Annotated in this window: 20 protein-coding genes and 1 tRNA gene; 16 read left to right on the top strand and 5 right to left on the bottom strand. The window is 59.3% G+C overall.

The window, feature by feature from the left end:
• The first annotated feature begins 123 nt into the window (after positions 1-123).
• The 5 genes from O148_RS15970 to O148_RS15965 all read left to right on the top strand — a co-directional run bounded on the left by O148_RS15970 (position 124) and on the right by O148_RS15965 (position 5,601).
• On the top strand, positions 124-1,125 hold the full coding sequence (locus tag O148_RS15970; RefSeq protein WP_035745720.1) for a PhoH family protein: 1,002 nt from the start codon (positions 124-126) through the stop codon (positions 1,123-1,125).
• Positions 1,122-1,592 (top strand): rRNA maturation RNase YbeY, encoded by a 471-nt coding sequence (gene ybeY / locus O148_RS0109540; RefSeq protein WP_026530722.1) that lies wholly within the window; start codon positions 1,122-1,124, stop codon positions 1,590-1,592. The genes O148_RS15970 and ybeY overlap by 4 nt, the downstream gene beginning before the upstream one ends.
• A complete protein-coding gene (locus O148_RS0109535; protein WP_026530721.1) occupies positions 1,589-2,914 on the top strand; it encodes a hemolysin family protein in 1,326 nt (441 codons plus the stop codon). Before ybeY ends, O148_RS0109535 begins: the two co-directional genes overlap by 4 nt.
• Positions 2,914-3,879 (top strand): GTPase Era, encoded by a 966-nt coding sequence (era, locus tag O148_RS0109530; protein ID WP_026530720.1) that lies wholly within the window; start codon positions 2,914-2,916, stop codon positions 3,877-3,879. The genes O148_RS0109535 and era overlap by 1 nt, the downstream gene beginning before the upstream one ends.
• Positions 3,880-4,041: 162 nt before the next feature.
• The gene (locus tag O148_RS15965) at positions 4,042-5,601 is read left to right on the top strand and encodes an LCP family protein (protein ID WP_051620063.1); all 1,560 of its coding nucleotides are present in this window, start codon (positions 4,042-4,044) and stop codon (positions 5,599-5,601) included.
• Here the strand turns inward: O148_RS15965 and O148_RS0109520 are convergent.
• Positions 5,598-7,541, bottom strand: coding sequence for a M13 family metallopeptidase (locus O148_RS0109520; protein WP_026530719.1), 1,944 nt, complete (start codon positions 7,539-7,541; stop codon positions 5,598-5,600). The two genes, O148_RS15965 and O148_RS0109520, sit on opposite strands and share 4 nt — an antisense overlap.
• A 207-nt stretch (positions 7,542-7,748) precedes the next feature.
• Here O148_RS0109520 and leuA point away from each other — a divergent pair, with 207 nt between their 5' ends.
• The 4 genes from leuA to O148_RS15955 are packed head-to-tail and all read left to right on the top strand — an operon-like array spanning position 7,749 to position 12,160.
• On the top strand, positions 7,749-9,497 hold the full coding sequence (leuA, locus tag O148_RS0109515) for a 2-isopropylmalate synthase (RefSeq protein ID WP_026530718.1): 1,749 nt from the start codon (positions 7,749-7,751) through the stop codon (positions 9,495-9,497).
• Positions 9,498-9,509: 12 nt separating this feature from the next.
• Complete coding sequence (gene recO, locus O148_RS0109510) at positions 9,510-10,262, top strand: DNA repair protein RecO (RefSeq protein ID WP_026530717.1); 753 nt, start codon at positions 9,510-9,512, stop codon at positions 10,260-10,262.
• Positions 10,263-11,066 (top strand): isoprenyl transferase, encoded by an 804-nt coding sequence (locus tag O148_RS15960; protein ID WP_035745668.1) that lies wholly within the window; start codon positions 10,263-10,265, stop codon positions 11,064-11,066.
• Complete coding sequence (locus tag O148_RS15955) at positions 11,063-12,160, top strand: quinone-dependent dihydroorotate dehydrogenase (RefSeq protein ID WP_035745666.1); 1,098 nt, start codon at positions 11,063-11,065, stop codon at positions 12,158-12,160. The genes O148_RS15960 and O148_RS15955 overlap by 4 nt, the downstream gene beginning before the upstream one ends.
• Positions 12,161-12,324: 164 nt before the next feature.
• Here the strand turns inward: O148_RS15955 and O148_RS0109495 are convergent, their stop codons facing one another.
• The gene (locus tag O148_RS0109495) at positions 12,325-12,930 is read right to left on the bottom strand and encodes an ANTAR domain-containing response regulator (protein ID WP_026530716.1); all 606 of its coding nucleotides are present in this window, start codon (positions 12,928-12,930) and stop codon (positions 12,325-12,327) included.
• A 139-nt stretch (positions 12,931-13,069) separates the two neighbouring features.
• Between O148_RS0109495 and O148_RS0109490 the strand changes: the two genes are divergently transcribed.
• A tRNA-Leu gene (locus O148_RS0109490) sits at positions 13,070-13,154 on the top strand.
• 70 nt (positions 13,155-13,224) lie between these two features.
• Here the strand turns inward: O148_RS0109490 and O148_RS17115 are convergent.
• Positions 13,225-13,881, bottom strand: a complete 657-nt coding sequence (locus O148_RS17115; protein ID WP_026530715.1) for a DUF4190 domain-containing protein — start codon at positions 13,879-13,881, stop codon at positions 13,225-13,227.
• A gap of 130 nt (positions 13,882-14,011) precedes the next feature.
• A complete protein-coding gene (locus tag O148_RS0109480) occupies positions 14,012-15,742 on the bottom strand; it encodes an extracellular solute-binding protein (protein ID WP_084157239.1) in 1,731 nt (576 codons plus the stop codon).
• A gap of 384 nt (positions 15,743-16,126) precedes the next feature.
• Between O148_RS0109480 and O148_RS15945 the strand changes: the two genes are divergently transcribed.
• The 3 genes from O148_RS15945 to O148_RS15940 are packed head-to-tail and all read left to right on the top strand — an operon-like array spanning position 16,127 to position 20,799.
• Positions 16,127-17,086: a methylenetetrahydrofolate reductase gene (locus O148_RS15945; RefSeq protein ID WP_035745664.1), complete on the top strand. Its 960-nt coding sequence runs from the start codon at positions 16,127-16,129 to the stop codon at positions 17,084-17,086.
• Between the two features lie 41 nt (positions 17,087-17,127).
• On the top strand, positions 17,128-19,452 hold the full coding sequence (gene metE / locus O148_RS0109470; protein ID WP_157374598.1) for a 5-methyltetrahydropteroyltriglutamate--homocysteine S-methyltransferase: 2,325 nt from the start codon (positions 17,128-17,130) through the stop codon (positions 19,450-19,452).
• 15 nt (positions 19,453-19,467) lie between these two features.
• Positions 19,468-20,799 (top strand): bifunctional o-acetylhomoserine/o-acetylserine sulfhydrylase, encoded by a 1,332-nt coding sequence (locus O148_RS15940; protein WP_051620062.1) that lies wholly within the window; start codon positions 19,468-19,470, stop codon positions 20,797-20,799.
• A gap of 70 nt (positions 20,800-20,869) precedes the next feature.
• On the opposite strand, the gene O148_RS0109460 is transcribed toward O148_RS15940, so the two are convergent.
• Positions 20,870-21,787 (bottom strand): LysR family transcriptional regulator, encoded by a 918-nt coding sequence (locus O148_RS0109460; RefSeq protein WP_026530712.1) that lies wholly within the window; start codon positions 21,785-21,787, stop codon positions 20,870-20,872.
• Between the two features lie 456 nt (positions 21,788-22,243).
• On the opposite strand from O148_RS0109460, the gene nrdH reads away from it, so the two are divergent.
• Genes nrdH through nrdE form a run of 3 tightly spaced genes read left to right on the top strand, consistent with a single transcriptional unit; the run spans position 22,244 to position 25,210 of the window.
• A complete protein-coding gene (gene nrdH, locus O148_RS0109450; RefSeq protein ID WP_026530710.1) occupies positions 22,244-22,492 on the top strand; it encodes a glutaredoxin-like protein NrdH in 249 nt (82 codons plus the stop codon).
• Between the two features lie 37 nt (positions 22,493-22,529).
• On the top strand, positions 22,530-23,012 hold the full coding sequence (nrdI, locus tag O148_RS0109445) for a class Ib ribonucleoside-diphosphate reductase assembly flavoprotein NrdI (RefSeq protein WP_026530709.1): 483 nt from the start codon (positions 22,530-22,532) through the stop codon (positions 23,010-23,012).
• A gap of 29 nt (positions 23,013-23,041) precedes the next feature.
• Positions 23,042-25,210: a class 1b ribonucleoside-diphosphate reductase subunit alpha gene (nrdE, locus tag O148_RS0109440; RefSeq protein WP_051620074.1), complete on the top strand. Its 2,169-nt coding sequence runs from the start codon at positions 23,042-23,044 to the stop codon at positions 25,208-25,210.
• The last annotated feature ends 76 nt before the right edge of the window (positions 25,211-25,286 follow it).

Raw genomic sequence — 25,286 nt, 5'->3', positions numbered from 1 at the left:
GACCATATTGATATCTACCTCTTAGCTCCGGTACAGGCCCTGCACTAGACTTATCCAGAGGAAAACTTCTTTTCCCTAATGTACTCAGTAGCCTAAGGAGAGTCAGGCTCCGGCCTCACACACATGACGGACACACCACAGACGGCAGCCGAGACTGCCGAGCAACGCATCGTCATCGACTTCCCCACGACCAACGCCATGGTTGCCGCTCTAGGCCCGGAAGATGAAGCGCTACGCGTGATAGAACAAACCTTTCCGGAGGTTTCCTTCAGCGTGCGGGATTCTCAACTGCAGGTTTCCGGGGCGCCGTTTAGCGTGGAACGAGTGGTCGGGCTCATCGGTGAGCTTCGCCAGATCGCCGGGGCGGGGACGCGAGTGGACGGCGATCTTGTGCGGCGCCTCGTCGGTATGCTTTCCGAGCAAAGCGCGCGGCGTCCCGGGGATGCGCTCAGCAAAAATGTGCTGTCCTCCCGCGGCCGCAATATTCGGCCAAAGACCTTAAACCAGAGCGATTATGTAGATGCCATTGACCAAAACACGGTGGTCTTCGGGATTGGTCCGGCCGGTACCGGCAAGACGTACCTGGCCATGGCCAAAGCCGTCCAGGCGTTGCAGGCCAAGGAAGTGAACCGGATTATTCTCACCCGTCCGGCGGTGGAGGCAGGGGAGCGGCTCGGCTTCCTGCCCGGGACACTGAATGAGAAAATCGACCCCTACCTGCGTCCTCTCTACGACGCGCTCCACGACATGATTGAGCCGGACTCGATTCCTCGGCTCATGGACGCCGGCACCATTGAGGTTGCGCCGCTAGCCTACATGCGCGGGCGCACGCTCAACGATGCTTTTATCATCCTGGACGAAGCGCAAAACACCACCGAGGAACAGATGAAGATGTTCCTCACCCGCCTGGGTTTTGGCTCGAAAATGGTGGTGACCGGGGACATCACCCAGGTGGACTTGCCCGGTGCCACGAACTCCGGTCTGCGTGCGGTGCGCAAGATTCTCGCCGGTATTGAAGACATTTCCTTTATTGAGCTCACCGCGGACGATGTGGTCCGCCACCACTTGGTCAGCGAGATTGTCACGGCATACGGCACCTGGGATGCACAGCGGGCCACCCGATGAGCATCGAGGTCAACAATGAAACCGATGTTGAGCTAGATCAAGCGGAGCTTGTGGCGTTCGCGCGGTTTGTGCTCGAAAGACTCCACGTCAACCCGGCCGCCGAGTTATCCATTGTGCTGATCGATGAACCGGCCATGGCAAAGCTGCACGTGGAGTGGATGGACCTGGAAGGGCCCACCGATGTCATGTCCTTCCCCCTGGATGAAATCACTCCGGGGGAGCCAGGGCGGGTATCAGAGGCCGGGATGCTCGGCGACGTCGTGATTTGTCCTCAGGTTGCTGGAGCGCAGGCAGAAACCGCGGGGCACACCATGCGTGAGGAGATCCTGCTGTTACTAACTCACGGCATCTTGCACCTTCTCGGTTACGATCACGCCGAGGAAGAGGAGAAAGCTGAAATGTTTGGTTTGCAGCGCGAACTCCTTGGCGCATACCTTGGCCATGCCCCGAAGGAAACAATCGAATGACCATCACGCTGTTATGCCTGATCGCCATTGTCTGCACCATTCTTGCGGCGCTGATCGCTGCTGCCGAATCGGCCTGGAACTTTGTGCCGCGCCACGATGTGGAAAAGTACAGCGCCTCAACCGGCAAGAGCTCCCTGGTGCGGATTCAAGAGGACTTTGCCGACCACATTAACGCGATGCGCTTCTGGTTGGTGTGGTTTGAAATGGCCGCCGCCGTGGCGGTCACGCTCGTGTTCGCGATCCTCATCGACAACATTTGGCTCGCCGGGCTGGTCGCGACCGCGGTGATGGCCGGCATCGGCTTTGTCCTGGTGGGAGCTTCGCCACGTCAAATAGGCCGGAACTACCCGTTGGCGATTGTGCGGTTCTCGGCGCCGCTCGTCAGATTCCTGCGCGCAATTTTGGGTCCGGTGCCGCGCTGGCTCATTCGCTTGGGAAACAGGCTGTCCCCGGGCAATGATGACGACACTTCCCCCTTTGTCACCGAGGCTGAGTTCCGTGAGATCGTCGACCGCGCCTCCGACCAAGACGTCCTGGAAGATTCGGAAGCGGATTTGATTAAGTCCGTGTTCGAGATCGGTGACACGCGGGTGCGGGAAGTCATGGTGCCGCGCATGGACGTGGTGGGTGCCCGCATCGAGAACAACGTGCGGCAAGCGATGAGCTTGTTTCTGCGCTCCGGGTTTTCCCGGATGCCTGTGTTCGGCGAAAATTCCGACGACGTGCGCGGAATGCTCTACCTCAAGGACGTCGCCGCGGCCATGCTCAACGGGTATGCCGAGCAATCGATCACCGAGCTCATGCGTGACGTGCAGTACGTTCCCGACTCTAAAAGCGTCGCCGACCTGCTGACCGAGATGCAGCACCGGTCCGCGCACATTGCGATCGTGGTTGACGAATACGGTGGCACCGCTGGCCTCGTCACGCTGGAGGACCTCATTGAAGAGATTGTTGGGGAGATCGTGGACGAATATGATCAGGAGCCCGGCGAACAGTACGCAAAACTCGAGGACGGCGGCTATCGTGTCTCGGCCCGCATGAGCGTAGGCGATCTTGCCGAACTCATGGATGTCGACCTCGAAGATGATGACGTGGACACGGTAGGCGGCCTTCTTGCAAAGGAACTTGGAATGGTGCCAATTGTGGGCAGCGAGGTGAAAGTCGGGGATCTTGCGCTGCGGGCTCATCGCAGCGAAGGGCGTCGTAACCGTATCGCCGAGATTGACGTTCACCTCGCGGATGAGGAGTCCTCTGACGAAGAGCTGGCACACGATCCTGTTGGCGAGGACGCAGACGCGGCCTCAGTGGGAAAGGCACACTAATGGCTAAGGAATCTGCGCGATCCACTGACATTGCGCCGGAATCGGGGGCATTCCGTTCCGGATTCGCGTGTTTCGTGGGCCGGCCCAATGTTGGCAAATCGACGTTGACCAACGCGCTGGTGGGACAGAAGGTTGCGATCACCTCCTCCCGCCCGCAAACCACTCGTCACACCATCCGCGGCATCGTCAACCGGGACAACGCGCAACTCATTTTGGTCGACACTCCGGGATTACATCGGCCCCGTACTTTGCTCGGACAACGGCTCAACGACACCGTGATGCAAACCTTGTCTGAAGTAGATGTCATCGGTTTTTGTGTGCCCGCCAATGAAAAGACCGGGCCCGGAGATAGGTTTATCGCCGAAAAGCTCGGCATGATTAAACGCACGCCGGTTGTGGCGTTGGTCACGAAAACGGACCTCGTGTCCAAAGATGATTTGGCTGACCGGCTGATAGGTGTGGATGCTTTCGGCCGGGAGGTCCTTGGCGGCGACGGTTTCCACTCGATTGTTCCGGTCTCGGCCAGCAGCGGCCACCAGGTTGGAGTGGTTGCGGACGTCCTTTCCGAGCTGCTTCCCACCGGCCCGATGCTCTACCCGGAGGGCGAGCTCACCGACGAACCGGAAGCGACGCTTGTCGCAGAACTTGTGCGGGAAGCGGCGCTGGAAGGCGTGCGCGACGAATTGCCGCATTCCATTGCCGTGGTTGTCGACGAAATGGTTACGCGTGAAGATCGGCCAGCGGACAGGCCGCTTACCGATGTGCGCGTGAATATTTTTGTGGAGCGGTCCTCGCAGAAGGCGATCATTATCGGTAAGGGCGGCAGCCGGCTTAAAGAGATTGGCGCAACCTCGCGCAAGAGCATAGAGGCGCTCCTCGGTGTCAAGGTATTCCTAGACTTACATGTTAAGATCGCCAAGGATTGGCAACGAGACGCCAAACAATTAGGACGCTTAGGTTTCTAAGACATCCCGGTCATCGGATGGTGCACTCGAGAAGATGTAACGTCCAGAAGTGTGCCGGAAATAGGCAAGGCAACTGGTTGCGCCCCATGCGCAACCAGACACGAGTGTGAGGTTCAATAGATGAGGCGAGCGGCAGCCAGACCGGACAATGGCGATAGCTCAATGCCGATAGGCTCACCCGCCGGCCGCCACTTGGCACCCGGATCGCGCCACATTTTCCTCAAGGTGCTGGCGTCCGGCCTCGCCTTTGTTCTGGTTGCTGGCCTCGGATTTGCCGCCTTCAAATTTTGGCAGCTCCAAAACAACGTCCAAACCAGCCCGTTGAACGCAAACCCTGAGGCTGAGGCCACCGCAAAGCTTCCGGTGGATACCAATAAAGACCCGTTGCAAATTTTGATCATCGGCACAGATACCCGGACGGGACAAACGTCTATCACCGATGAAGACAACTCCTCCGGCGAGGGCAACGCGGACGTCATGATGCTGATGAACATGTCCGCGGACCGGCAACGGGTCACGGTGGTGAGCTTCCCTCGCGATCTCATGACGAAATTGCCGGCTTGCAAGAACCCGGACACCGGTCAGATTGTGGGGCCTTACGAGATTGGCCAATTGAACACCACGTTGGCCGAGGGCGGCCCGGGATGCACGGTTGCCGCTATCAATGAGATGACCGGCCTGGAGATCGATCACTTTATGATGGCCGATTTCAATGCCGTACGCGAACTCTCAAACACACTGGGCGGTGTGGAAGTGTGCGTTAACGCCCCGGTCGACGATCCGTCTTCCGGACTCAAGCTTCCCGCCGGTGTCAGCACCGTGCAAGGAGACGAAGCCCTCGCTTTTCTACGCAACCGCAAGGGATTTGGTGACGGCAGCGATATTGGGCGTATCCGATCCCAGCAAAGCTTCCTCGCCTCCATGGTCCGCAAGATACGCGCGGAAGATACCTTGAACAACATCCCCAAAATGTATGGCATCGCTGAGGCCATCACTCAAAATCTGACGGTGGATCCGGCGCTCAAGGACATCTCGACCTTGATGGCCATGGCCGGGCGGCTCAAAGATGTCGACCTCAACAACGTCGCCTTCATTACCGCGCCCGTGGTGACCTATGAGCCGGATCCCAATCGCGTGCAGCTGGACGAACCCAAGGCCGAAGACCTTTTCGCCATTCTGCGTGAAGATGGCGACCCGCTCGCCCAACCCAGCCAAGAACCCGCCCCGGAAGGCTCGGGCACACCGACCGACGGCACCCAACCCACACCGGAAACCACGATCGACCCGATTACCGGCCAAGAAGTTCCGGTGCAGGACCCGGCGCAGATCGATCCTGCCACCATTAACGTCACCGTTTCCAACCGCTCGTCTGCGGGGGCACAACGTGCCGATGAAATCGTTTCGGTGCTCCAGGGGCTCGGCTTTACCCTTGCGGTGTCCGGCGACACCGCCGCAGTCGATCCGAGCGTCACCCTTCCAGCCACACAAATCCTGGTTCCCCAAGGCCAGGAAGACGCCGGTAAAGCGGTGGCACGCCAATTAGGAATCTCAGATTCCCAAGTGGTGACCAATTACTACATCGGTGGAATCACCCTTGTGATCGGTGACGATTTCCTCACCGGCGACAAGCTCGACTCTGCGGCGAATCTTGGTGATGGATTGAGCGGACAGACGGCAGGCCAATCGACCTGCCAGTCCGTCAACACCGGCTTCGGCTTCTAGAACCAGATCTTGACCCGCTCATCTGGGGCGAGCCACATTCCATCCGACTCCTTCGTGTCAAACACGTCATGGAACTCGTCGACGTTTTTGGCGATCTGATTGGAGCGGAATTTATTGGGGGAGTGCGGATCGATGGTCAAGCGGCGCCGAGCCTCCTGGTCCCGGAACTTGCCGCGCCAAATGGTGCCGTAAGAACGGAAAAAGTCCCTAATGTCCTCATCGCTGGGAGCGCCGGAGCCGGCAAAGCTGTTTTTGAACGCTTTGAGAGCAATGGTGATCCCGCCGAGATCGCCAATGTTTTCGCCCAGGGTCAACTCGCCATTGACCTTTTGATCCGGAACGTTATCCGGCGAGAGTTCGTTGAACTGGCCCACCAAATTTGCGGTGAGTTCTTCAAATCGGGAACGGTCCTCGTCGCTCCACCAATTCCGCAGCGACCCGTCTCCGTCAAATTGCGAACCGCTGTCATCAAATCCGTGACCAATCTCGTGTCCGATGACCGCACCAATTGCACCGAAGTTCTCGGCATCGCTCGCCTGCATGTCAAAGAAGGGCGGCTGCAAGATCGCTGCCGGGAACGCGATTTCATTGTGAAGCGGATGGTAGTAAGCGTTGACCGTTTGCGGGGTCATGTACCACAGTTCCTTGTCCACCGGTCCCTCGAGGCGGGCAATGCTGCGCTCCAGCTCCACCACGGCGCTGCGGTCCACATTGCCAATCAAGTCATCGGGAGACACCTCGAGAGCGGAGTAGTCCTTCCACTTGCTCGGGAAGCCAATCTTCGGCCGGAACTTCGCCAGCTTTTCCAACCCGGCTTTTCGGGTATCCGGGCTCATCCACTCCAGGTTGGCGATCGATTCTTGATAGGCGTCAAGGAGCGAGGCAACCAGGGCATCCATTCGCTCCTTGTGGCTAGGCGGGAAATACTGTGCCACATATAGCTTTCCTAGTTCCTCGCCCAGGGTGGCTTCCACCAGGCCCACCCCGCGCTTCCACAAGTCACGCTGTTGCGGGGTTCCGCCCAAGATGGTCCCGTAAAAATCAAAATTGAGTTTGGAAAGCTCGTCGCTGAGGTAGGCCGCACGGTCATGAAAAACAGAGGCTTTGAGCCAGGCTTTGAGGGTGGCGAGGTTGTCCTCGCTGACAATGCCCGGCAATCCTTGAAGGTACCCGGGGCTCTCCACCACCACCGTTTCGAGGTGCTGCACAGGGATGCCGACTTGTTCGGCGAACCCGGGAACCCACGGTGTTGCTGCCTCGACTTCGGCACGGGACATCGGGTTATAGATCGCATTTGGGTCGCGCCGAGTGACATTGTCCATGTGCGTGGCGGCGAACTGGCTTTCCAGTTGCAAAACCTCGCGAGCAAGCGAGTCCGGGTGCTCCTCTCCCATGGCCGAGAAGACACGCTCTAAGTGTTTGAGATACTCCTCGCGCACGGATTCATACTGGTCCTCGGTGTAGTACTTTTCATCCGGCAGACCGATACCGGCCTGATCGAAATACACCATGTAGGTATTGGTGTCCTTGAAATCGGCCTCGATCCCGATCGAGAGCAGATTCCCCTTACCTTCGCGGCCCAAGCGAGCCGTAACGGCAAGGAAATCGCTAAGGTCGGCAGCAGCATCAATGGCGTCAAGATCCTCGCGAATGGCCTCGATGCCTTTGGCGTTGGCGGTATCTCGGTCCATGAAACTGGCGTACATATCCCCGACCCGTTGCGTAGCCGCATCCGGATCGCTGGCCGAGGCTGCTTGCTCGATGAGATCCCGTACCGCTTCTTCGGCGTTGTCCCGCAACACCGCGAACGTGCCGTAGCCCGGTTGGTCATCAGGAATATCGGTGGTCTCTAACCACTCGTGATTCACCGCGGCAAAGAGATCGTCTTGAATACGCGGACTGACGGCATCGGCCATGTTAAACCCACTTCCATGTGTCATTACTTGAGTCTTGAGGACTGTGATTTACATCCTATGATGCGAGGCGGTTCGATCGTGTTACTGTGATTTTGTGCACTACGGATCCTTGCTCCTTCTTAGCAGCCGTGGTGAGGAGCCAAGCGGGAAATAACCGCTCGTCGAGACCTCACCGCGGAGATCTCTCGCTGTTCGGCGGCCCATTCCACGCATAAAACCGAAGGTGCAACCATGCGCAATTTCCAACAACCCACACCCATGCCGTTCCAGAAATATGTTCCTTTTCAGGAGCAGATTCGTGTTGACCTCCCGGACCGGACATGGCCAGACAAGGTCATGACCAAGGCGCCGCGCTGGTGCGCGGTTGACCTTCGAGACGGCAACCAGGCCCTCATTGATCCCATGAATGCCGAACGCAAGCTACGCATGTTCGACCTCCTGGTCGCCATGGGTTACAAGGAAATCGAGGTCGGATTCCCCTCGGCATCGCAAACCGACTTTGATTTTGTGCGCATGCTGATCGAACAGGACCGTATCCCCGAGGATGTGCATATTCAGGTTTTGACCCAATCGCGCGAACACCTGATTGAGCGAACCTACCAATCCATCGAGGGCGCCCGCCAAGCGATAGTGCATCTGTACAACTCCACCTCGACGTTGCAACGCAAGGTCGTGTTCCGCCAGGACATGGACGGAATATTGGATATTGCGTTGACCGGTGCGCGGCTATGCCGAAAGTTCGAAGAGAACATGGGGGACACCAAGATCACCTATGAGTACTCGCCAGAATCTTTCACCGGAACCGAACTGGAATTCGCCGCGCGCATTTGTAACGACGTCGCCGAGGTTTTCGAGGTCTCCGAGGACCGCAATGTCATTGTGAATTTGCCGGCAACCGTGGAAATGGCAACCCCGAATGTCTATGCGGATTCGATCGAGTGGATGTCGCGCAACCTGGAGAACCGGGACAACATCATTCTCTCGCTCCACCCCCATAACGATCGTGGCACCGGTGTCGCAGCCGCCGAGCTGGGGTACCTGGCCGGAGCGGACCGCATTGAAGGATGTCTCTTTGGAAACGGCGAGCGAACCGGCAACGTCGACCTCGTCACTCTCGGCCTTAACCTCTACACCCAGGGTATCGACCCGCAGATCGACTTCTCCGACATTGATAACATCCGGCGCACCGTCGAATACTGCAACCAGCTCTCGGTCCCAGAGCGCTCGCCTTACGGCGGCGACCTGGTGTTCACGGCGTTCTCCGGCTCTCACCAGGACGCCATAAAAAAGGGTTTTGAGGCCATGGAAGCGGAGGCAACCGAAAAGGGTGTCAGTACCCAGGATCTGACCTGGGCCGTTCCGTACTTGCCCATTGACCCCAAGGACCTTGGTCGCAGCTATGAGGCCGTGATCCGCGTGAACTCCCAGTCCGGCAAGGGCGGCGTGGCTTACCTGCTCAAGCAAGATCACAATCTGGACTTGCCGCGGCGTGCGCAGATCGAGTTCTCCTCGGTGATACAACGCCATACCGACACCGCGGGCGGGGAAATCAACCCCGATCAACTCTGGTCGATCTTCGAAGACGAGTATTTGCCGGTGCGCGAAAGCGCCGATCACCACAAGTGGGGACACTACGAGCTTGTGTCGGTCAACTCGGATTCCGCAGCCGACGGATCCTTCAAACTCACCGTCAGCATCGTTGTGGACGGGGTGGAGCAGCGCCGCACCGCAACCGGTACCGGACCGGTGGAAGCGCTGACCACGATTCTTGCCGAGGACGGCGTGGATGTTCGGGTCCTTGACTTCCACGAGCATGCGCTCTCGGCCGGCGGCAACGCCCGGGCCGCGGCCTATGTGGAAGCGGTGGTCAATTCTGAGGTGCTCTGGGGCGTCGGGATTGACTCCAACACCGCGCTCGCGTCGCTCAAGGCCGTCATCTCCGCCGTCAACCGCGCAATCCGCAACTCTGCCGGAGAGTGACACAATACGTAGGTGAGCACCACTAATTTCGCGGCGCGAAGCTACCGCACCGAGGCACTTGTGTTGCGCACCTATAACTTGGGCGAGGCCGATCGAATTATCGTCATGATCACTCCCACTCACGGACAGGTGCGCGCCGTCGCCAGGGGCGTTCGGCGCGCAAAGTCCAAGCTGGGGGCGAGGCTGGAACCCTTCAGTCACATTGATATTCAACTCGTCCCGGGCCGGTCCTTGGAACACATTTCCCAAGTGGAGACGAAACGCGGCTACGGTCACCCGTTGGTTGCGGACTATCCTGCGTACACGAGCGCGGTGGCAATAAGCGAGTTAGCGGAGAAGCTGACCGAAACCGACACCGAGTCGGCGCGTGCCCAGTACCACCTTGCCCTCGGCGCCATAGCGGCGCTCGCCCGAAACGCACAACCCTCGCAACTGATATTGGACTCCTACCTGTTGCGCGCCATGGCGGCCGCAGGGTGGCAGGCGAGCCTGGAGCACTGTGCCACATGCCACGAGGTCGGCGAGCACGCGAGTTTTTCGCCATCGCTGGGCGGCGTTGTTTGCACGCTGCATCGACCGCCCGGCACCCCCACGCTGGATGCACAAACCCTTGCACACCTCAGAGCGCTTCAGGTGGGAGACTGGTCGAGCGCTGCCGCCGCCGAGGAGAGCACCCGGAATCGCGCCGCCGGAATGATTGCGAGCTTTGTACAATTTCATGTTGAACGTTCACTCAAATCCCTGGCATTGGTGGAAAGAAGTTAAGTGGTAGAAAAGCCCTATCCGCATCCCAGCGGCGAAACTGCTCCACGATTACCCGCCCACCTTGTTCCCGAGCATGTGGCAATTGTGATGGACGGCAACGGCAGATGGGCCAACCAACGCGGGCTGCCCCGCACCGAGGGCCACCGCGCAGGCGAGGCGGCCCTTTTAGATGTCATGGCCGGCGCGATCGATATTGGCGTCAAACACGTCTCGGTCTACGCTTTCTCCACTGAAAACTGGGCCCGTTCCCCCGAAGAAGTTCGTTTTCTGATGGGCTTCAGCCGGGACGTGCTGCGCCGCCAACGCGACCAACTGGACCAGTGGGGCGTTCGCGTGCGCTGGTCGGGGAGAAGACCCCGGCTATGGCGCTCGGTCATCTCCGAACTGGAGATTGCCGAAGAGCAAACCAAAAACAATTCCACCTGCACCCTCAATATGTGCATTAATTACGGCGGCCGCGCCGAACTCGCCGACGCCATGCAAGCGATTGCCCACGAGGTCAAAAACGGCAAACTCAACGCGGGACGTATCACCGAAAAAACGATTGCCAAAAACCTCTACTTACCAGACCTTCCCGATGTGGACCTTTTCATCCGCACCTCCGGCGAACAGCGCACAAGCAATTTCATGCTCTGGGAAGCCGCTTACGCCGAAATGGTGTTCTTGGATGTGCTCTGGCCCGATGTCGATCGCCGGACACTCTGGTACGCCATTGACCAATACGCTCGACGCGACCGCCGCTATGGCGGGGCGATCGACAAACCCAGCCACTCGCCGTCGAACATCAGTGAAAGCAAACCATGAAAATTTACCCAACCTTTTTCCGCCTTGCCTTCTCATGGATGGACGCCGAGCTTGCGCACACGGTGGGGTTTGGGCTGATCAAACTTGCCGATAGAACACCTGCCGGACCGTTGCTGCGCCGTTTCACCCGGCCCAGCCGGGAGCTGCGGGTTCAGGCGCTTGGCTTGACGTTTCCGACGCCGTTTGGCTTGGCCGCCGGATTCGACAAGAACGCGAGCGGCACTGGCGCGCTGATGGATTTGGGATTTGGCCACGTGGAGATTGGGACGGTGACCGGCCGCGCGCAGCCGGGCAACCCGAAACCGCGGCTCTTCCGACTGCTGGAGGATCGGGCGCTGATCAACCGCATGGGGTTTAACAATGACGGGGCGGCCAAGGTCGCCGAGCGGCTTGCGAAGCAGCGTGCGCGGATCGATCGCCGCTTTCCCGGCACGCGTCCCATTGTCGGGGTCAACATCGGCAAGACCAAGAAGGTCGATCTCAAGGACGCGATCGCCGACTATCTCATTAGCGCCGAAGATCTGGCGCCGCTCGCCGATTATCTGGTGGTCAATGTGTCTTCGCCCAACACCCCTGGGCTTCGGCTATTGCAAAGTGTCAAGAGCTTGCGCCCGCTCTTGCATCACGTGCGCCAGACAGCCGACGCCGCCGCCCGGCGGCATGTGCCGCTCCTGGTCAAAATCGCGCCGGATTTGAGCGATGACGACATTGCCGAGGTGGCCCAGCTGGTTAAGGACATGGGGCTGGATGGGGTTGTGGCGACGAATACCACGATCACCCGCGATGGGCTGAGCATCGACGCGGAAACCGTGACGTCCATGGGCGTCGGGGGACTGAGCGGCGAGCCGCTGAAGGAGCGGTCGATCGACGTGCTGAAGCTCCTGCGCACCCATTTGGACGCGAGCGTGTGCATCATTTCGGTGGGCGGTGTGCGTGACGCCGCGGATGTGCGAGCGCGCCTGGATGCCGGTGCGACGCTGGTTCAGGGGTACACGGCGTTCTTGTATGAGGGACCGTTTTGGGCCCACCGCATCAACAAATCCCTCGCCCACCCCTCATCGACTGTGCAGAACACGCACGCGACACGCCGTTAAAGCGTGCATTATCTGCACAATGGATTTCGAGTGTGCAGGTAGTGCATGTGGGTCACCGCGCTAGCGCATCGCCTTTACATGTACGACGGCGGGTGGTCACCGAAGCACGGTGGCCTCCCGCCGCTCAGGTACTTGGGCGGGACGGGGGAGACCGTCTCGCCGGGTTAGTTCACCTGGTTGATGATGGTTTCCGAGACTTCTCGCATGGTCAGGCGCCGGTCCATCGAGGTCTTTTGAATCCACCGGAACGCTTCTGGCTCGGTCAGCCCCATCTTGGTGGTCAACAGGCTCTTGGCGCGCTCGACGAGCTTCCGTGTCTCAAATTGGTCCTTGAGGTCGGTCACTTCCTGCTCGAGCGCCTGAATTTCCTCGTGACGGCTCAACGCGATTTCGATCGCGGGCATGAGGTCGGCCGGGGTGAATGGCTTGACCACGTAAGCCATCGCGCCCGCGTCACGAGCACGTTCCACGAGTTCTTTCTGGCTGAACGCGGTCAGCAGAACAACCGGCGCGATGCGCTCTTTCACGATCGATTCTGCTGCGGAGATGCCGTCAAGGATCGGCATTTTGACGTCCATGAGCACCAGGTCCGGGTTCAGTTCTTTGGCCAGCTCGACCGCACGCTCACCGTTGTCGGCTTCACCCACCACGTCATAGCCTTCGGAACGCAGGATCTCAACGATGTCGAGACGAATCAGCGTCTCGTCCTCGGCAACCAGAACTCGTTTGGCAACCTCGATGGCGGGGCCGTTCTCTTCTTCGGCGCTCACACGTTCCTCCTTGTGATGACGGGCTTCAACAGTGCGAAACTGGCTCGGTTCGCATAAACAGCCTATCGCCATGTAAAGTTGATTTTCGCATCGACAGTTTCGTTGAGGTAAAACTCACGTTGCTTACCGTGAAATCCGCGCCCAGATGGCGGAATTGGTAGACGCGCTGCACTCAAAATGCAGTATCTTACGGTGTGTGGGTTCGAGTCCCACTCTGGGCACCACAAAGAGCGGCCCCCATTCAGTCAATAAGACTGAATGGGGGCCGCTCGCTTTGTGTCACTACCAGTGTGATTAGAGCGATCCCGAACACGAGACAAGCGAGGATCCGCTGTCGGTGGATACCGATTTCCCGTCGATGAGAATTTCACAGCTCAGGTTCCCGGCGGTGGTGATGTCATCCGGTGACACGGAAACACTCGTGTAAATGTAGGCACCTTTCATGGTGACTTCCTTCTGCCATTCATTGGTAACGGCTTCCGTTTTGCTACCGTTTTCATCCGTATACGTTGCCTTGGCGGCGACATCCGAGGTGACCTTGTAGGTGATCGTGTGTTCCTCGTTCGCCTGCGCCGAGTAACTTGCCATGGCGGATTCGAGTTGCGGACGGTATGACTCCAGGGCGTTCGATGCGGCGTTGATGAACGCGATCGTGACGATAATGCCGATGACGCCGAGGATAGTGGCGATAGCACCCAGGATGATGCCGGTGATTGACATGCCGTTCGCGGTCTTCTTCCGTAGGCCCACGATGCCGAAAATGAGCGCAAGAATGCCCAAAATGAGGGCAAGCCAGCCAAAGACGATAAAGAGGCCGATGACCACGCCAATGATGCCGAGAACTAGCGCGGCAATCGCGAAGCCCTTGGGTGCTGGCGGCGGCGGGGGCGGCGGATACATGCCGTACTGCGGCTGGCCCCCAGATGGATATTGCGGCGCTGATTGACTCATGATTCCCCAATCCGAAAAGTTCGCATTGCTTGCGAACCCACGTTAACAAGTGATGCTGGCCACACTTCGTGGCCAGCATCATCCTATCGCCAGGATGCCGGTACACATCGCAGCGCGAGTAGAGAAATTTTTAGCCGTTCCGCTTGTCCAGAACGGACTGGCGCATGTCCAAGTAGTTCTGCAATCCCATCTCGTCCATCTTCTTCACAAAGTCATCCCAATCGGAGCTGCCGTTGATATCGCGGCGGCCGCGGATAAATCCGTCGATGGCGGCGTTCACTTCATTTTCTAGATCCACCTGGGCGCGAGCGATATCGGCGGCGAGAGTCGCGTCAATGAAGGTCGGCGGGTACTGCTGGTCAACCGGTTGCTTGTATGGATCGTATTTGGAGCGGTTGAGCTCCCACAGCTTCTTCTGTTCATCCGCGGGCAGCTGACCCTTGGTGTACACCATGCCATCGCGGAAATCCGAAGTGCGGTATCCCGGATTCGCCTGGGCCCAGGTGCTCCCGTTTTCCGGAGATAAAGCAGTGAGGGTAAACAGTCCCTGGTTCCCGTTCTGACCGAATTCGCCCTTCTTTGACCACTCCCAATCGGTGCCTTTGACACCGGAACTGGATCGGATGGTTGTCTCCAGTTCTAAGCATTCGTCCATCCAAGCCACGGCAAGCTCTGGCGAACGGCACGCCTTGGTCATGATTGTTTGGCCGAAGGTGAGTCCGACGTAGTAGTCCCAGGCGGCAACCCTAGTTCCCTCGGGTCCGGCAACAGGTCCCAGCGAGATCCATTCGCGTTGTCGAGACGGATCACTGGTCAGGGATCCCTCCCAGGCGACCGCCGCAGCACCAACCTGACCGGCACCCACAGAGCGCCGCAATTGGTCATTGCTCTGGTTCAATGTCGCGGGATCCAATAGCTCCTCGTCCACCAGGGAGCGCAAATAGGCAAGTGTCTTGCGGAAGCCGTCTTGGACAAAGGCGGCCTGGACTTTCCCGGACTGGACGGTAATCCACGGCTTACCAGGGTTGTACATGAAGGATTGGCTCGCCCAGGCGTCTGGCCATTCGCCATCTTGAAAATGTAGCGGCTTAGTGGCCGGCGTTTGCTTCTTAAAGGCCCGTAACATTTCGGTGAATTCATCCAGCGACTCGGGCCGTTGCATGCCCACCTGATCCAAATAGCGTTGATTCACCCACATCTTGTTCATTTGCGTGGCACAGGGATAGCACTCGTTGACATTGGGGTAGGAGTAGATGCCACCATCGGGTCCGGCAAATGCCGCGGTCCAGTCCTCGCTGATTCCCAGAGCTTCTCTACCGTTCTGGCCGTAATCCTCGAGGTACGGCTTCATATCCACGATGATGCCCTGCTGAGCCCAGGTCCACACCTGGGACCGGTCCAGATAGAACCCCATGATGATTTCTGGAAGATCATTGGAGGCGATCAGCGCGTTGATCTTCGTTTGTGCGTCATCCCCGTCGGGAATGGTCTGCCATTCCACTTTCACACCCGTACGGTCCTGGAACCATTGGGTGAACTTGTTCGCTTTCCAGTCGCCCACCGAAATACTTTGCGGGACGGCAATGCGTAGCGTCGCGCTTTGGCCGCTAACCAGCGGCTCTGGCGTGTACGCCGGCGCGCCGACAAATCCCTCCGGCAAGTTCGGAATATCGGTCGGTGTGCGCGCGGGCCCGCCCTTGGGCGGCATGACACGATTGGGGTCGGCGCTCGCCGCTGCTCCGGCCCCGCCGCCTCCGCCGCTACACGCTGCAAGTGCGCCCATCAGCCCGACTCCGGCCGCCGACATAAAGAATCGTCGAGACATCCGAGCAAAATCTTCGTGGCGTCGTTTCTCTCTCATTCTCAAACCTCGTCAATATCGCATAATGGTGCACTGAGTCATTGCTGGCGGTATAGACAAGCTTGTCAGACATTGGATGTTTGCACCAGGGGTCACACATATTCACATTCGCGTCATGTTGCTTCACCTTCTTGCCGAATGCGCCGGACGCGATCTAGATTCAACATGTCGGCGCATCGAAAATTATTTGATCTACCGGCGAAACCGTCAGCGACCTTCGAATAAATGAAGGTGTGGGTGCCCCCATGAGGGTCTGACATTTGATCACAGTGCCGCGCTCGCCATCGAGCGCCCAGAGCTAGCGCCCTTAACCAGCGCACTGTGCCCGTACCGTTCGCATCGTGAATCCACAACGAGGATCACGAACAAAACACAAGGGACCAAATGTCACTTTCTCCTACCCAGCCACCCCAAAACCAGCCACCGCAGAACCAGCCACCACGCGGCCCGGACATCGCGCTCTCTTATGAGCTCTTCCCACCACGGAACGCGAGTGCCCGCGGACCCTTATGGAGAACCATCCGCGCCATCGAGCAAACCCACCCCGACTACGTCTCGGTCACCTTTGGAACCGGCGGCGACAATCGCACCGAGGCCCTGGAACTTCTCAAAGAACTCCTCGACACCACCACGCTCAAACCGCTCGCACACCTCACCTGCCTCGGCAACACGGTGGACGAAATAACCGCCATGATCACCGAAATGTTGGGTCTGGGCGTGCGCGGCATCTTGGCTCTTCGCGGGGACAAGGACAAGGCCCTCCCACTCGCCGCCACACCCGCCTTGAACTACGCCGAGGACCTCATCCGGCTCGTCCGCACGGTCGAACGGCACAACACCGCGCGCCTTGCCGCCGGAAGGCTCGCAATCGGCGTCGCAGCCTACGCCAACCGCCACCCCGAATCGCCCACCGAACTCCAAGACGTGGAGGTGCTTCTCGCCAAGGAAGCGGCCGGCGCCGACTTCGCGCTCACCCAAGTTTTCTTCGACCCCCGCGCCTATGAGAATCTCCTCACCAGAGCACGCCGCGCCGGAGTCACCATCCCAATCATCCCCGGCATCATGCCGCTCACGGTTCCCCGGCGCGTCGCACGAATCAGCGAAATGGCCGGCATCGAGATCCCCGCACCGCTCTTAGACAAGCTCTCCACAAGCGATGACGCCGCCCGCCGGAAAGCCGGAATACAAGCGACCACCGACCTCGCCCAAGCCGCCCTCGATGCCGGCGCCCCGGGCCTGCACCTCTATACCTTCAACCAATATCAGGACAGCCTCGACGTCCTGGACAACCTCAACCTCTCCCGTCTCACCCGGGTCACCGCCCCGCAATTGCGGGCAGTCTAGCCCGCCCGAGCCGCACGAAACACCCACACAGAAAGATGACCATGACCACGCAATTTCCTTCCGCAACCATCGTCGGCTATCCGCGCATTGGCCGCCGCCGCGAACTCAAAAAGGCCGTCGAGTCCTATTGGGCAGGTCACACCAGCCTCGCCGATCTGACCGAAACCGCTCGCGAGCTGCGCCTTGCAACGTACCAGCACCTCGCCGACCTCGGCCTCGATCCCGCGAACGCCGCGATTCCTGCCACATTCTCCTACTATGACCAGGTGCTAGACACCGCCACGCACGTAGGCGCCGTTCCGCACCGATTCACCGAGGTGTACGACGGCGATGAGGTCACCTTGGCCGGCTACTTCACCTTGGCGCGGGGAGACAGCGCGCAGGCCCCCTTGGAAATGACCAAATGGTTTGACTCCAATTACCACTATCTTGTCCCGGAGCTCTCGGCGACGACTGCCTTCCGCGTCACGTCCAATGCAATCGTGGATGACTTTGTCGAAGCCAAGAACGCCGGGTTCATCACGCGCCCGAGCCTCATTGGGCCGGTAACTTTCCTGCTGTTGAGTAAAGCGGCCGAGGATGCGGGGGAGGACTACACCCCGTTGGACAGCCTGAAAGACATCCTTCCCGCCTACCGCGAATTATTGGCCCGACTGCACGCCGCGGGCGCACCGTGGATTCAGCTCGACGAATCTGCGCTGGTTGCCGATCACGACCTTGACCCCGCGAAACTCGCAGCCGCCATCGATGAAGCGTACACAGCCCTGACCGCCGCCACAGACCGGCCGCAAATCTTCGTCAACACCGCTTACGGTTCGCTGAAGGAAAACCTGACACCGCTGGCCGCAACCGGAATAGACGCGATTCACCTGGACCTGTTCAAGGGGGACCTTCCGAGTGCCAAAGAACTCGAACTTTTGCGCGGAAAGGTCGTCGTCGCCGGTGTGGTCGATGGTCACAACATCTGGGCCAACAACCTTGACCGCTCCATTAAGACTCTTGAGTCGATCAAGCCCAACGTCGATGCGCTGTCCGTCTCCACCTCCACCTCCTTGCTCCACGTTCCGTACACGCTAGAGGATGAACAGGCCCTGGATCCCGAACTGCGATCCTGGTTGGCGTTCGCCGATGAGAAGGTCGCCGAGGTCGTGCAATTGGCACGGTTCCTCGATGAACCAGAAAGCATCACCGAGGCGCTCACCGCGAACCGGGCGGCTCGCTCGAGCCGCGAAACTCATCCGGGAGTGCGCGTCGAGGCCATCCGTCAGCGCACCGGTGCTCTGGATTCTGGCGCATTCACGCGCGCAGCCTTTGCCGACCGCGCCAGCGCCCAAAGCGAGTCGCTCAAGCTCCCGGAACTCCCCACCACCACCATCGGCTCTTTTCCCCAGACCGCCCAGGTGCGTTCGGCGCGCGCTCGCCTGAACAAGGGTGCGCTCACTCAGGACGAGTACACCGCCCTGATGCAGGACGAGATCAAACGCGTGATCGACCTCCAAGAAGAACTCGGTTTCGACGTGCTGGTCCATGGCGAACCCGAGCGCAATGACATGGTGCAATACTTTGCCGAAAACCTGGATGGCTTCGACGTGACAAGCAATGGCTGGGTGCAATCCTATGGAAGCCGTTGCACACGGCCCTCGATCCTTTGGGGAGATGTCTCCCGCCCGGCCCCAATCACCGTTCCGTGGAGCACCTACGCGCAATCGCTGACCGAGAAGCCCGTGAAAGGCATGCTCACCGGGCCGGTCACCATCCTCGCGTGGTCATTTGCCCGTGACGACCAGTCATTAGGCGACACCGCCAACCAGGTTGCATTGGCTCTCCGCGATGAAATCGATGACCTGCAAACGGCCGGCATCGGCATCATCCAAGTCGACGAGCCGGCGCTCCGCGAACTTCTACCGCTGCGCAAGGAAGACCAGGCCGGCTACCTGGATTGGTCCGTGAACGCGTTCCGTCTTGCCACCGCGGGTGCGCACTCGCAAACCCAAATCCACACCCACCTGTGTTACTCGGAGTTTGGCGAAGTCATCGACGCGATCGACGGCCTGGACGCCGACGTGACCTCCATCGAAGCGGCGCGCAGCAAGATGGAAGTGGTCAACGATCTCGACCGCCACGGCTTCTCCCGCGGGGTGGGTCCCGGTGTGTACGACATTCACTCGCCCCGGGTGCCCAGCGAAGAGGAAGTCAGCGAACTTTTGGAACGCGCCGTCGCCAAAGTTCCCGCAGCACAACTGTGGGTCAATCCGGACTGTGGCCTGAAAACTCGCGGCTATGCCGAAACCGAAGCGTCCCTACGCAACCTCGTGGCAGCCACGCGCCGCGCCCGCGCCAACCTCAATCAGCTTGTTTCCCCATAAAGTAAGGAGCCCCCGGTGACCGATCACGCCTCATGGCGCTTTGAAACCAAGCAAATCCACGCCGGCTCAGCACCCGACCCGGTGACCAATGCCCGCGCTACGCCGCTCTACAACACCACGGCGTACACCTTCAACAATATTGAGCACGCGCAAAACCTCTTTGCTCTCAAAGAGTTCGGCAATATTTATACCCGCATCATGAACCCGACCCAGGCGGTTGCCGAAGAACGGCTCGCTGCCCTGGAGGGCGGCAGCGCGGCACTGCTCCTCGCCTCGGGACAGGCCGCAACCACGTTCGCCATTTTGAACATTGCCCATGCGGGCGATCATATTGTCGCCTCTAGCTCGATCTACGGCGGCACGTACAACCTGTTGCACCACACCTTGGCGAAACTCGGCATCGAAACCACCTTCGTGAGCGACCAAGACGATTTCGACGAGTGGCGCCGGGCCATCCGCCCCAACACCAAGGCGCTGTTCGCCGAAACCATCGGCAACCCCAAGATCAATGTCTTGGACATTCAAGGCGTAGCCGACCTTGCCCACGAGAACGGCCTGCCGCTCATTGTGGACAACACCGTCGCGACCCCCTACCTCATCCGGCCGTTGGAGTTCGGCGCGGACATCGTGGTGCATTCGGCCACCAAGTTCCTCTCCGGTCACGGGACGGTCGTGGTAGGCGCCATTGTGGACGGCGGGCGTTTCCCATGGAGTCGGCATGTGGAAAAGTTCCCCGGACTCACCGAACCGGATCCCAGCTACCACGGTGTGTCCTACACGTCAGCGCTCGGGGACGGCATCGCCTACATCATCAAGGCTCGCGTGCAACTCTTACGCGACCTCGGCTCCGCGGTTTCCCCGAGCAATGCCTGGCAGCTGATTCAGGGAGTAGAAACCTTGGGTATCCGGATGGAACGGCACGTCGAGAATGCCCAAGAGCTCGCGCGGTGGCTGTCCGAACGTGACGAGGTCGCATCCGTCAATTACGCAAGCCTGCCGACAAGCCCGTGGTTTGAGAATGCGAGCCGGTACGCACCGCGCGGCGCGGGCGCGGTGCTTTCCTTCGAGCTCGCCGGGGGAGAGGCCGCAGGAAGAACGCTCGTGGAGAACGTGGAGTTGTTCTCCCACCTTGCCAATATTGGCGACGTGCGCTCGCTCATCATCCACCCGGCCTCGACAACGCACCAACAGCTCACCGCCGATGAGCAGCTGAGCGCGGGGGTGACTCCCGGGCTCATCCGCCTCTCAGTGGGACTCGAGCACATCGAGGACCTGAAGGCGGACCTCGACCAGGCCCTCGCAGCCACAACGATCGAGGCGAGTGAGGAACAAACCTCCGTCGCCTGAAGCACCCCAATAAAACCGTACGACGGCGCGCCAAGCCATGGCGCGCCGTCGTACCTCACTGTGGGGTGCTTTAGGGTCGAGGTGCGCCCGCGGAGGCAAGCAGCTCGGCGAGCATTTCTAAGAAGACATCGGTTTTGGATTCGGCGGCGGTGGAGAATTTGAGCGCGAAGATTTTCCGGGCGAGGCGGATCTCCGGGACGTCGATCCGCACCGCACCCTCCGGCCACACGCGGATGGCGAGGTCCGGGACGAGCGCGGCGCCAAGACCTGCGGAGACCATGGCGAGGCTCGCGTTGAAGTCGTCCGAGTGGGCCACCACGCTCGGGTGCAGGTTGAGGGAGGCGAAAAGGCGTTCGATGACGGTGGCGTCCGCCGTCCCGGGGTGATGCATGATCCAGGGTCGCTCCATGAGCTGCTCGGATGGGACCACGGAATCCGGAGCGAAGCCCCAGCTTTGCGGAACGAGGATGCGGAACATGTCATCGGCGATCCATTGGCGTTTGAGCGTGCCGGGCCATGCGACGCCGCCTTGGCCGACTTGATAGACCAAGCCGGCGTCCAATCCGGCGCCGTTGTTCGCGGCTTGGATGACGTGCCCGGGTTCGCCAATGAATGGCCGTAAATGCAGTCCGAGCTTGCGCCAGCGCTCGGTGCTCAGAATGGGTTCGAGGACCGCGGTAGCAAGCGAGGGGAACATGCCGATTCTCAGCAAGGACTCTTCCTTGGGCGCGCTATGAGCGGCCGCGGCCATGAGGACATCGAGATCCGTGAGGACCTTTGCGGCGTGTCGGGCCATGGTGAGCGCGTCTTCGGTGGGGGTGATGGTGCGCGCGGTGCGGATAAACAGCTCGGCTCCGGTGGTCTTTTCCAGCGCGGACATCTGTTGGGACACTGCGGACGCGGTGAACCCGAGATTGTTGGCGGCCCGTACAAACGAGCCGGAGCGCACGACTTCCACCAGAGTCTTCAGGTGAACCGGGTTGAGCATAAGTAGAGCTTATCCGTTGTCGGTGGGACAAGTCGCGACACGCCGCGACACGCCAAACGGAAAATTTTTTTGCCGGTGGATGGATCGTGCACAGGGGTGTGGATAAAACCTTCAACCAGAAGTTGAAGCGTGCGTCCCGGGCGATTTTCGCGGTAGTGCGGGTGCTGTTCCAGTGGTACAAACTCGGGGACAAAATTTCCGGCGCGGCTGTGGGTAAATTGGGCACAAAATGTGGACTAATGACGCCAGGAATGACATACTTGTAATACATCATCTTGGGGTTCCACCCCGCGGTGAACACTAGATGTAGTATTGAACTCGCTGGCAAGGCATTGTGGAAATGAGTAGCTGGCAACAACTCACATCAACGTCACACAGGCATCGACAACGGTGGATTTTCCGCCCACGGTGCACAGGATTCAATAGCAGTTCTAGCTTTTCTCAAGGGGATTGATCATGGCAGTAACGGTTTACACCAAACCAGCATGTGTCCAGTGCAATGCGACTTACCGTGCTCTTGACCGCAAGGGCATTGAATACAAGACGGTGGATCTGTCTCAGGATGCCGAGGCGCTCGAGCGGGTTCGCGAGCTTGGTTACGCCCAAGCGCCGGTCGTGGTCACCGATGCCGATCACTGGTCGGGTTTCCGTCCGGACAAGATTGAAGAGATCAGCTCGGAAAGCGCGGCCAGCTCGGTCGCGTAACTCGCGACAGTTCACGTTGAGCAGGGGAGGGATATCAATGGCGATGACCTCGCTGAACCCTGCCGAACGCGGAGCAAGCGCGTCCGTGGCCGAGCACACGGACGCGAACCTGATTTACTTCTCCTCGGTATCGGAAAACACTCACCGCTTTGTGCAAAAACTCGGGATCGAGGCCGCACGCCTTCCGCTCATGACGAAGGACGAAACGTTGCGGGCTGACCGAGAATTTGTGCTTGTCGTCCCCACCTATGGGGACACCTACGGTGAGGGCGCGGTACCGAAACAAGTCATTAAATTTCTCAACGTTCCCGAAAACCGGGCGCTCCTTCGCGGAGTGATCGGGGCCGGGAATACGAATTTTGGGCAGTACTTCTGCGCGGCGGCGAGTGCGATCGCTAAGAAGTGCCAGGTTCCCTACCTCTATCGATTTGAACTTATGGGCACAGCAGAGGACGTGGCCCGCGTCAGCCAAGGATTGGAAGAATTTTGGATACAACAATCACTGACACCACCTCGCTAGACCCCACCGTGGAGCCGGCGCCTGCGCCCATCAGCCACCACACCGAAGAGGCCGCCGAGAATGATGGTCAGTCCCCGGACAAATACAAGGGTCTGGGCTACCACGAGCTCAACGCTCTGCTGAACCTGTATGACGAGAACGGCAAGATCCAGTTCGCCGCGGACCGCGAGGCAGCGCACCAGTACTTTTTGCAGCACGTCAACCAGAACACGGTGTTCTTCCACTCGCTGAAGGAAAAGCTGGACTACCTGGTCGAGAACGCGTACTACGAGAAGGACGTCCTGGACCAGTACTCCTTCGACTTTGTGAAGGCACTGTTCAAGCAGGCGTATGGCCACAAGTTCCGTTTCCCGACCTTCCTTGGCGCGTTTAAGTACTACACCTCCTACACGCTGAAAACCTTTGACGGCAAGCGCTACCTGGAGCGTTATGAAGACCGTGTCTGCATGGTTGCCCTCGGTCTCGCCCAAGGCGATGAGGCGCTCGCCTCCAACCTGGTCGACGAAATCATTTTGGGCCGGTTCCAACCGGCCACCCCGACGTTCTTGAACACCGGAAAGAAGCAGCGCGGAGAACTCGTTTCCTGCTTCCTGCTTCGCATTGAAGACAATATGGAGTCGATTGGGCGCTCCATTAACTCGGCGCTGCAGCTTTCCAAGCGCGGCGGCGGTGTGGCCTTTGCTCTCACCAACATCCGCGAGGTGGGCGCGCCGATCAAGCAAATTGAGAACCAGTCTTCCGGTGTGATCCCGGTGATGAAGCTTCTCGAAGACAGCTTCTCCTACGCGAACCAGTTGGGCGCCCGCCAAGGCGCCGGCGCCGTGTACTTGCACGCGCACCACCCGGATATTTACCGTTTCCTGGATACCAAGCGTGAGAATGCGGATGAGAAGATCCGCATCAAGACCCTGTCCTTGGGCGTCGTGATCCCGGATATCACCTTTGAGCTGGCGAAGAAGGATGAGGACATGTACCTCTTCTCCCCGTATGACGTGGAGAAGGTGTACGGCATGCCGTTCTCGGATGTGAACGTCTCGGAGAAGTATTACGAGATGGTTGACGACGCCCGGATCAAGAAGACCAAAATCAAGGCGCGCGAGTTCTTCCAGACGCTCGCGGAGATCCAGTTCGAGTCCGGTTACCCGTACATCATGTTTGAAGACACAGTGAACCGTGCAAACCCGATCGAGGGCAAGATCATTATGAGCAACCTGTGCTCGGAGATCCTGCAGGTCTCGAATCCGACCACCTACAACGATGACCTGTCCTATGACAACGTTGGCAAGGACATCTCCTGCAACCTGGGTTCGATGAACATCGCCGCGGCCATGGATTCGGCGAACTTTGAGCAGACCGTGGAAACCGCGATCCGCGGACTGACCGCCGTCTCAAACATGAGCCACATTTCTTCGGTGCCCTCGATTGAGCGCGGCAATGACATGAGCCACGCCATTGGCCTGGGGCAGATGAACCTGCACGGATACCTCGCTCGCGAACGCATTTTCTACGGCAGCGAAGAGGGCCTGGATTTCACCAACATGTACTTCTATGCGATCGTGTTCAACGCTCTCAAGGCGTCCAACAAGATCGCCATGGAGCGCGGCGAAACCTTCCAGGGTTTCGAGAAGTCCAAGTACGCCACCGGCGAGTTCTTCGACAAGTACCTTGAAGGCGATTGGACTCCCAAGACCGAGCGGGTCAAGGAGCTCTTCGCGAACTCCAACGTGCACCTGCCGACCAAGGAGGACTGGGCCGAGCTCAAGGATTCCATCCAACAGTTCGGTATTTACAACCAGAACCTGCAGGCTGTCCCGCCGACCGGCTCGATCTCCTACATCAACAACTCGACGTCCTCGATCCACCCGATCGCCTCGCAGATTGAAATCCGCAAGGAAGGCAAGATCGGCCGCGTGTACTACCCGGCTCCGTACATGACCAACGAGAACCGCGAGTACTACCAGGACGCGTACGAGATCGGGTACGAAAAGATCATCGACACCTACGCCATGGCCACCCAGCACGTGGATCAGGGCCTCTCGCTGACGCTGTTCTTCAAGGACACCGCCACCACGCGTGACATCAACAAGGCGCAGATTTACGCCTGGCGCAAGGGCATCAAAACCATCTACTACATCCGCCTGCGCCAGTTGGCGCTCGAGGGCACCGAAGTAGAGGGTTGCGTTTCCTGCATGCTGTAGGCGCGTAGGTTCAGGAATTACAGAAGTACGACGGCGTGTGCGTGCGGTGAGTGGCTTGCTCGCCGCACGCACACAT

It is taken from the genome of Haematomicrobium sanguinis DSM 21259, from assembly GCF_000688395.1.
GTDB classification, from domain to species: domain Bacteria; phylum Actinomycetota; class Actinomycetes; order Actinomycetales; family Micrococcaceae; genus Haematomicrobium; species Haematomicrobium sanguinis.
The sequence above is the reverse complement of the archived record's forward strand: the minus strand, read 5'-3'. Positions and strand labels throughout refer to the sequence as shown.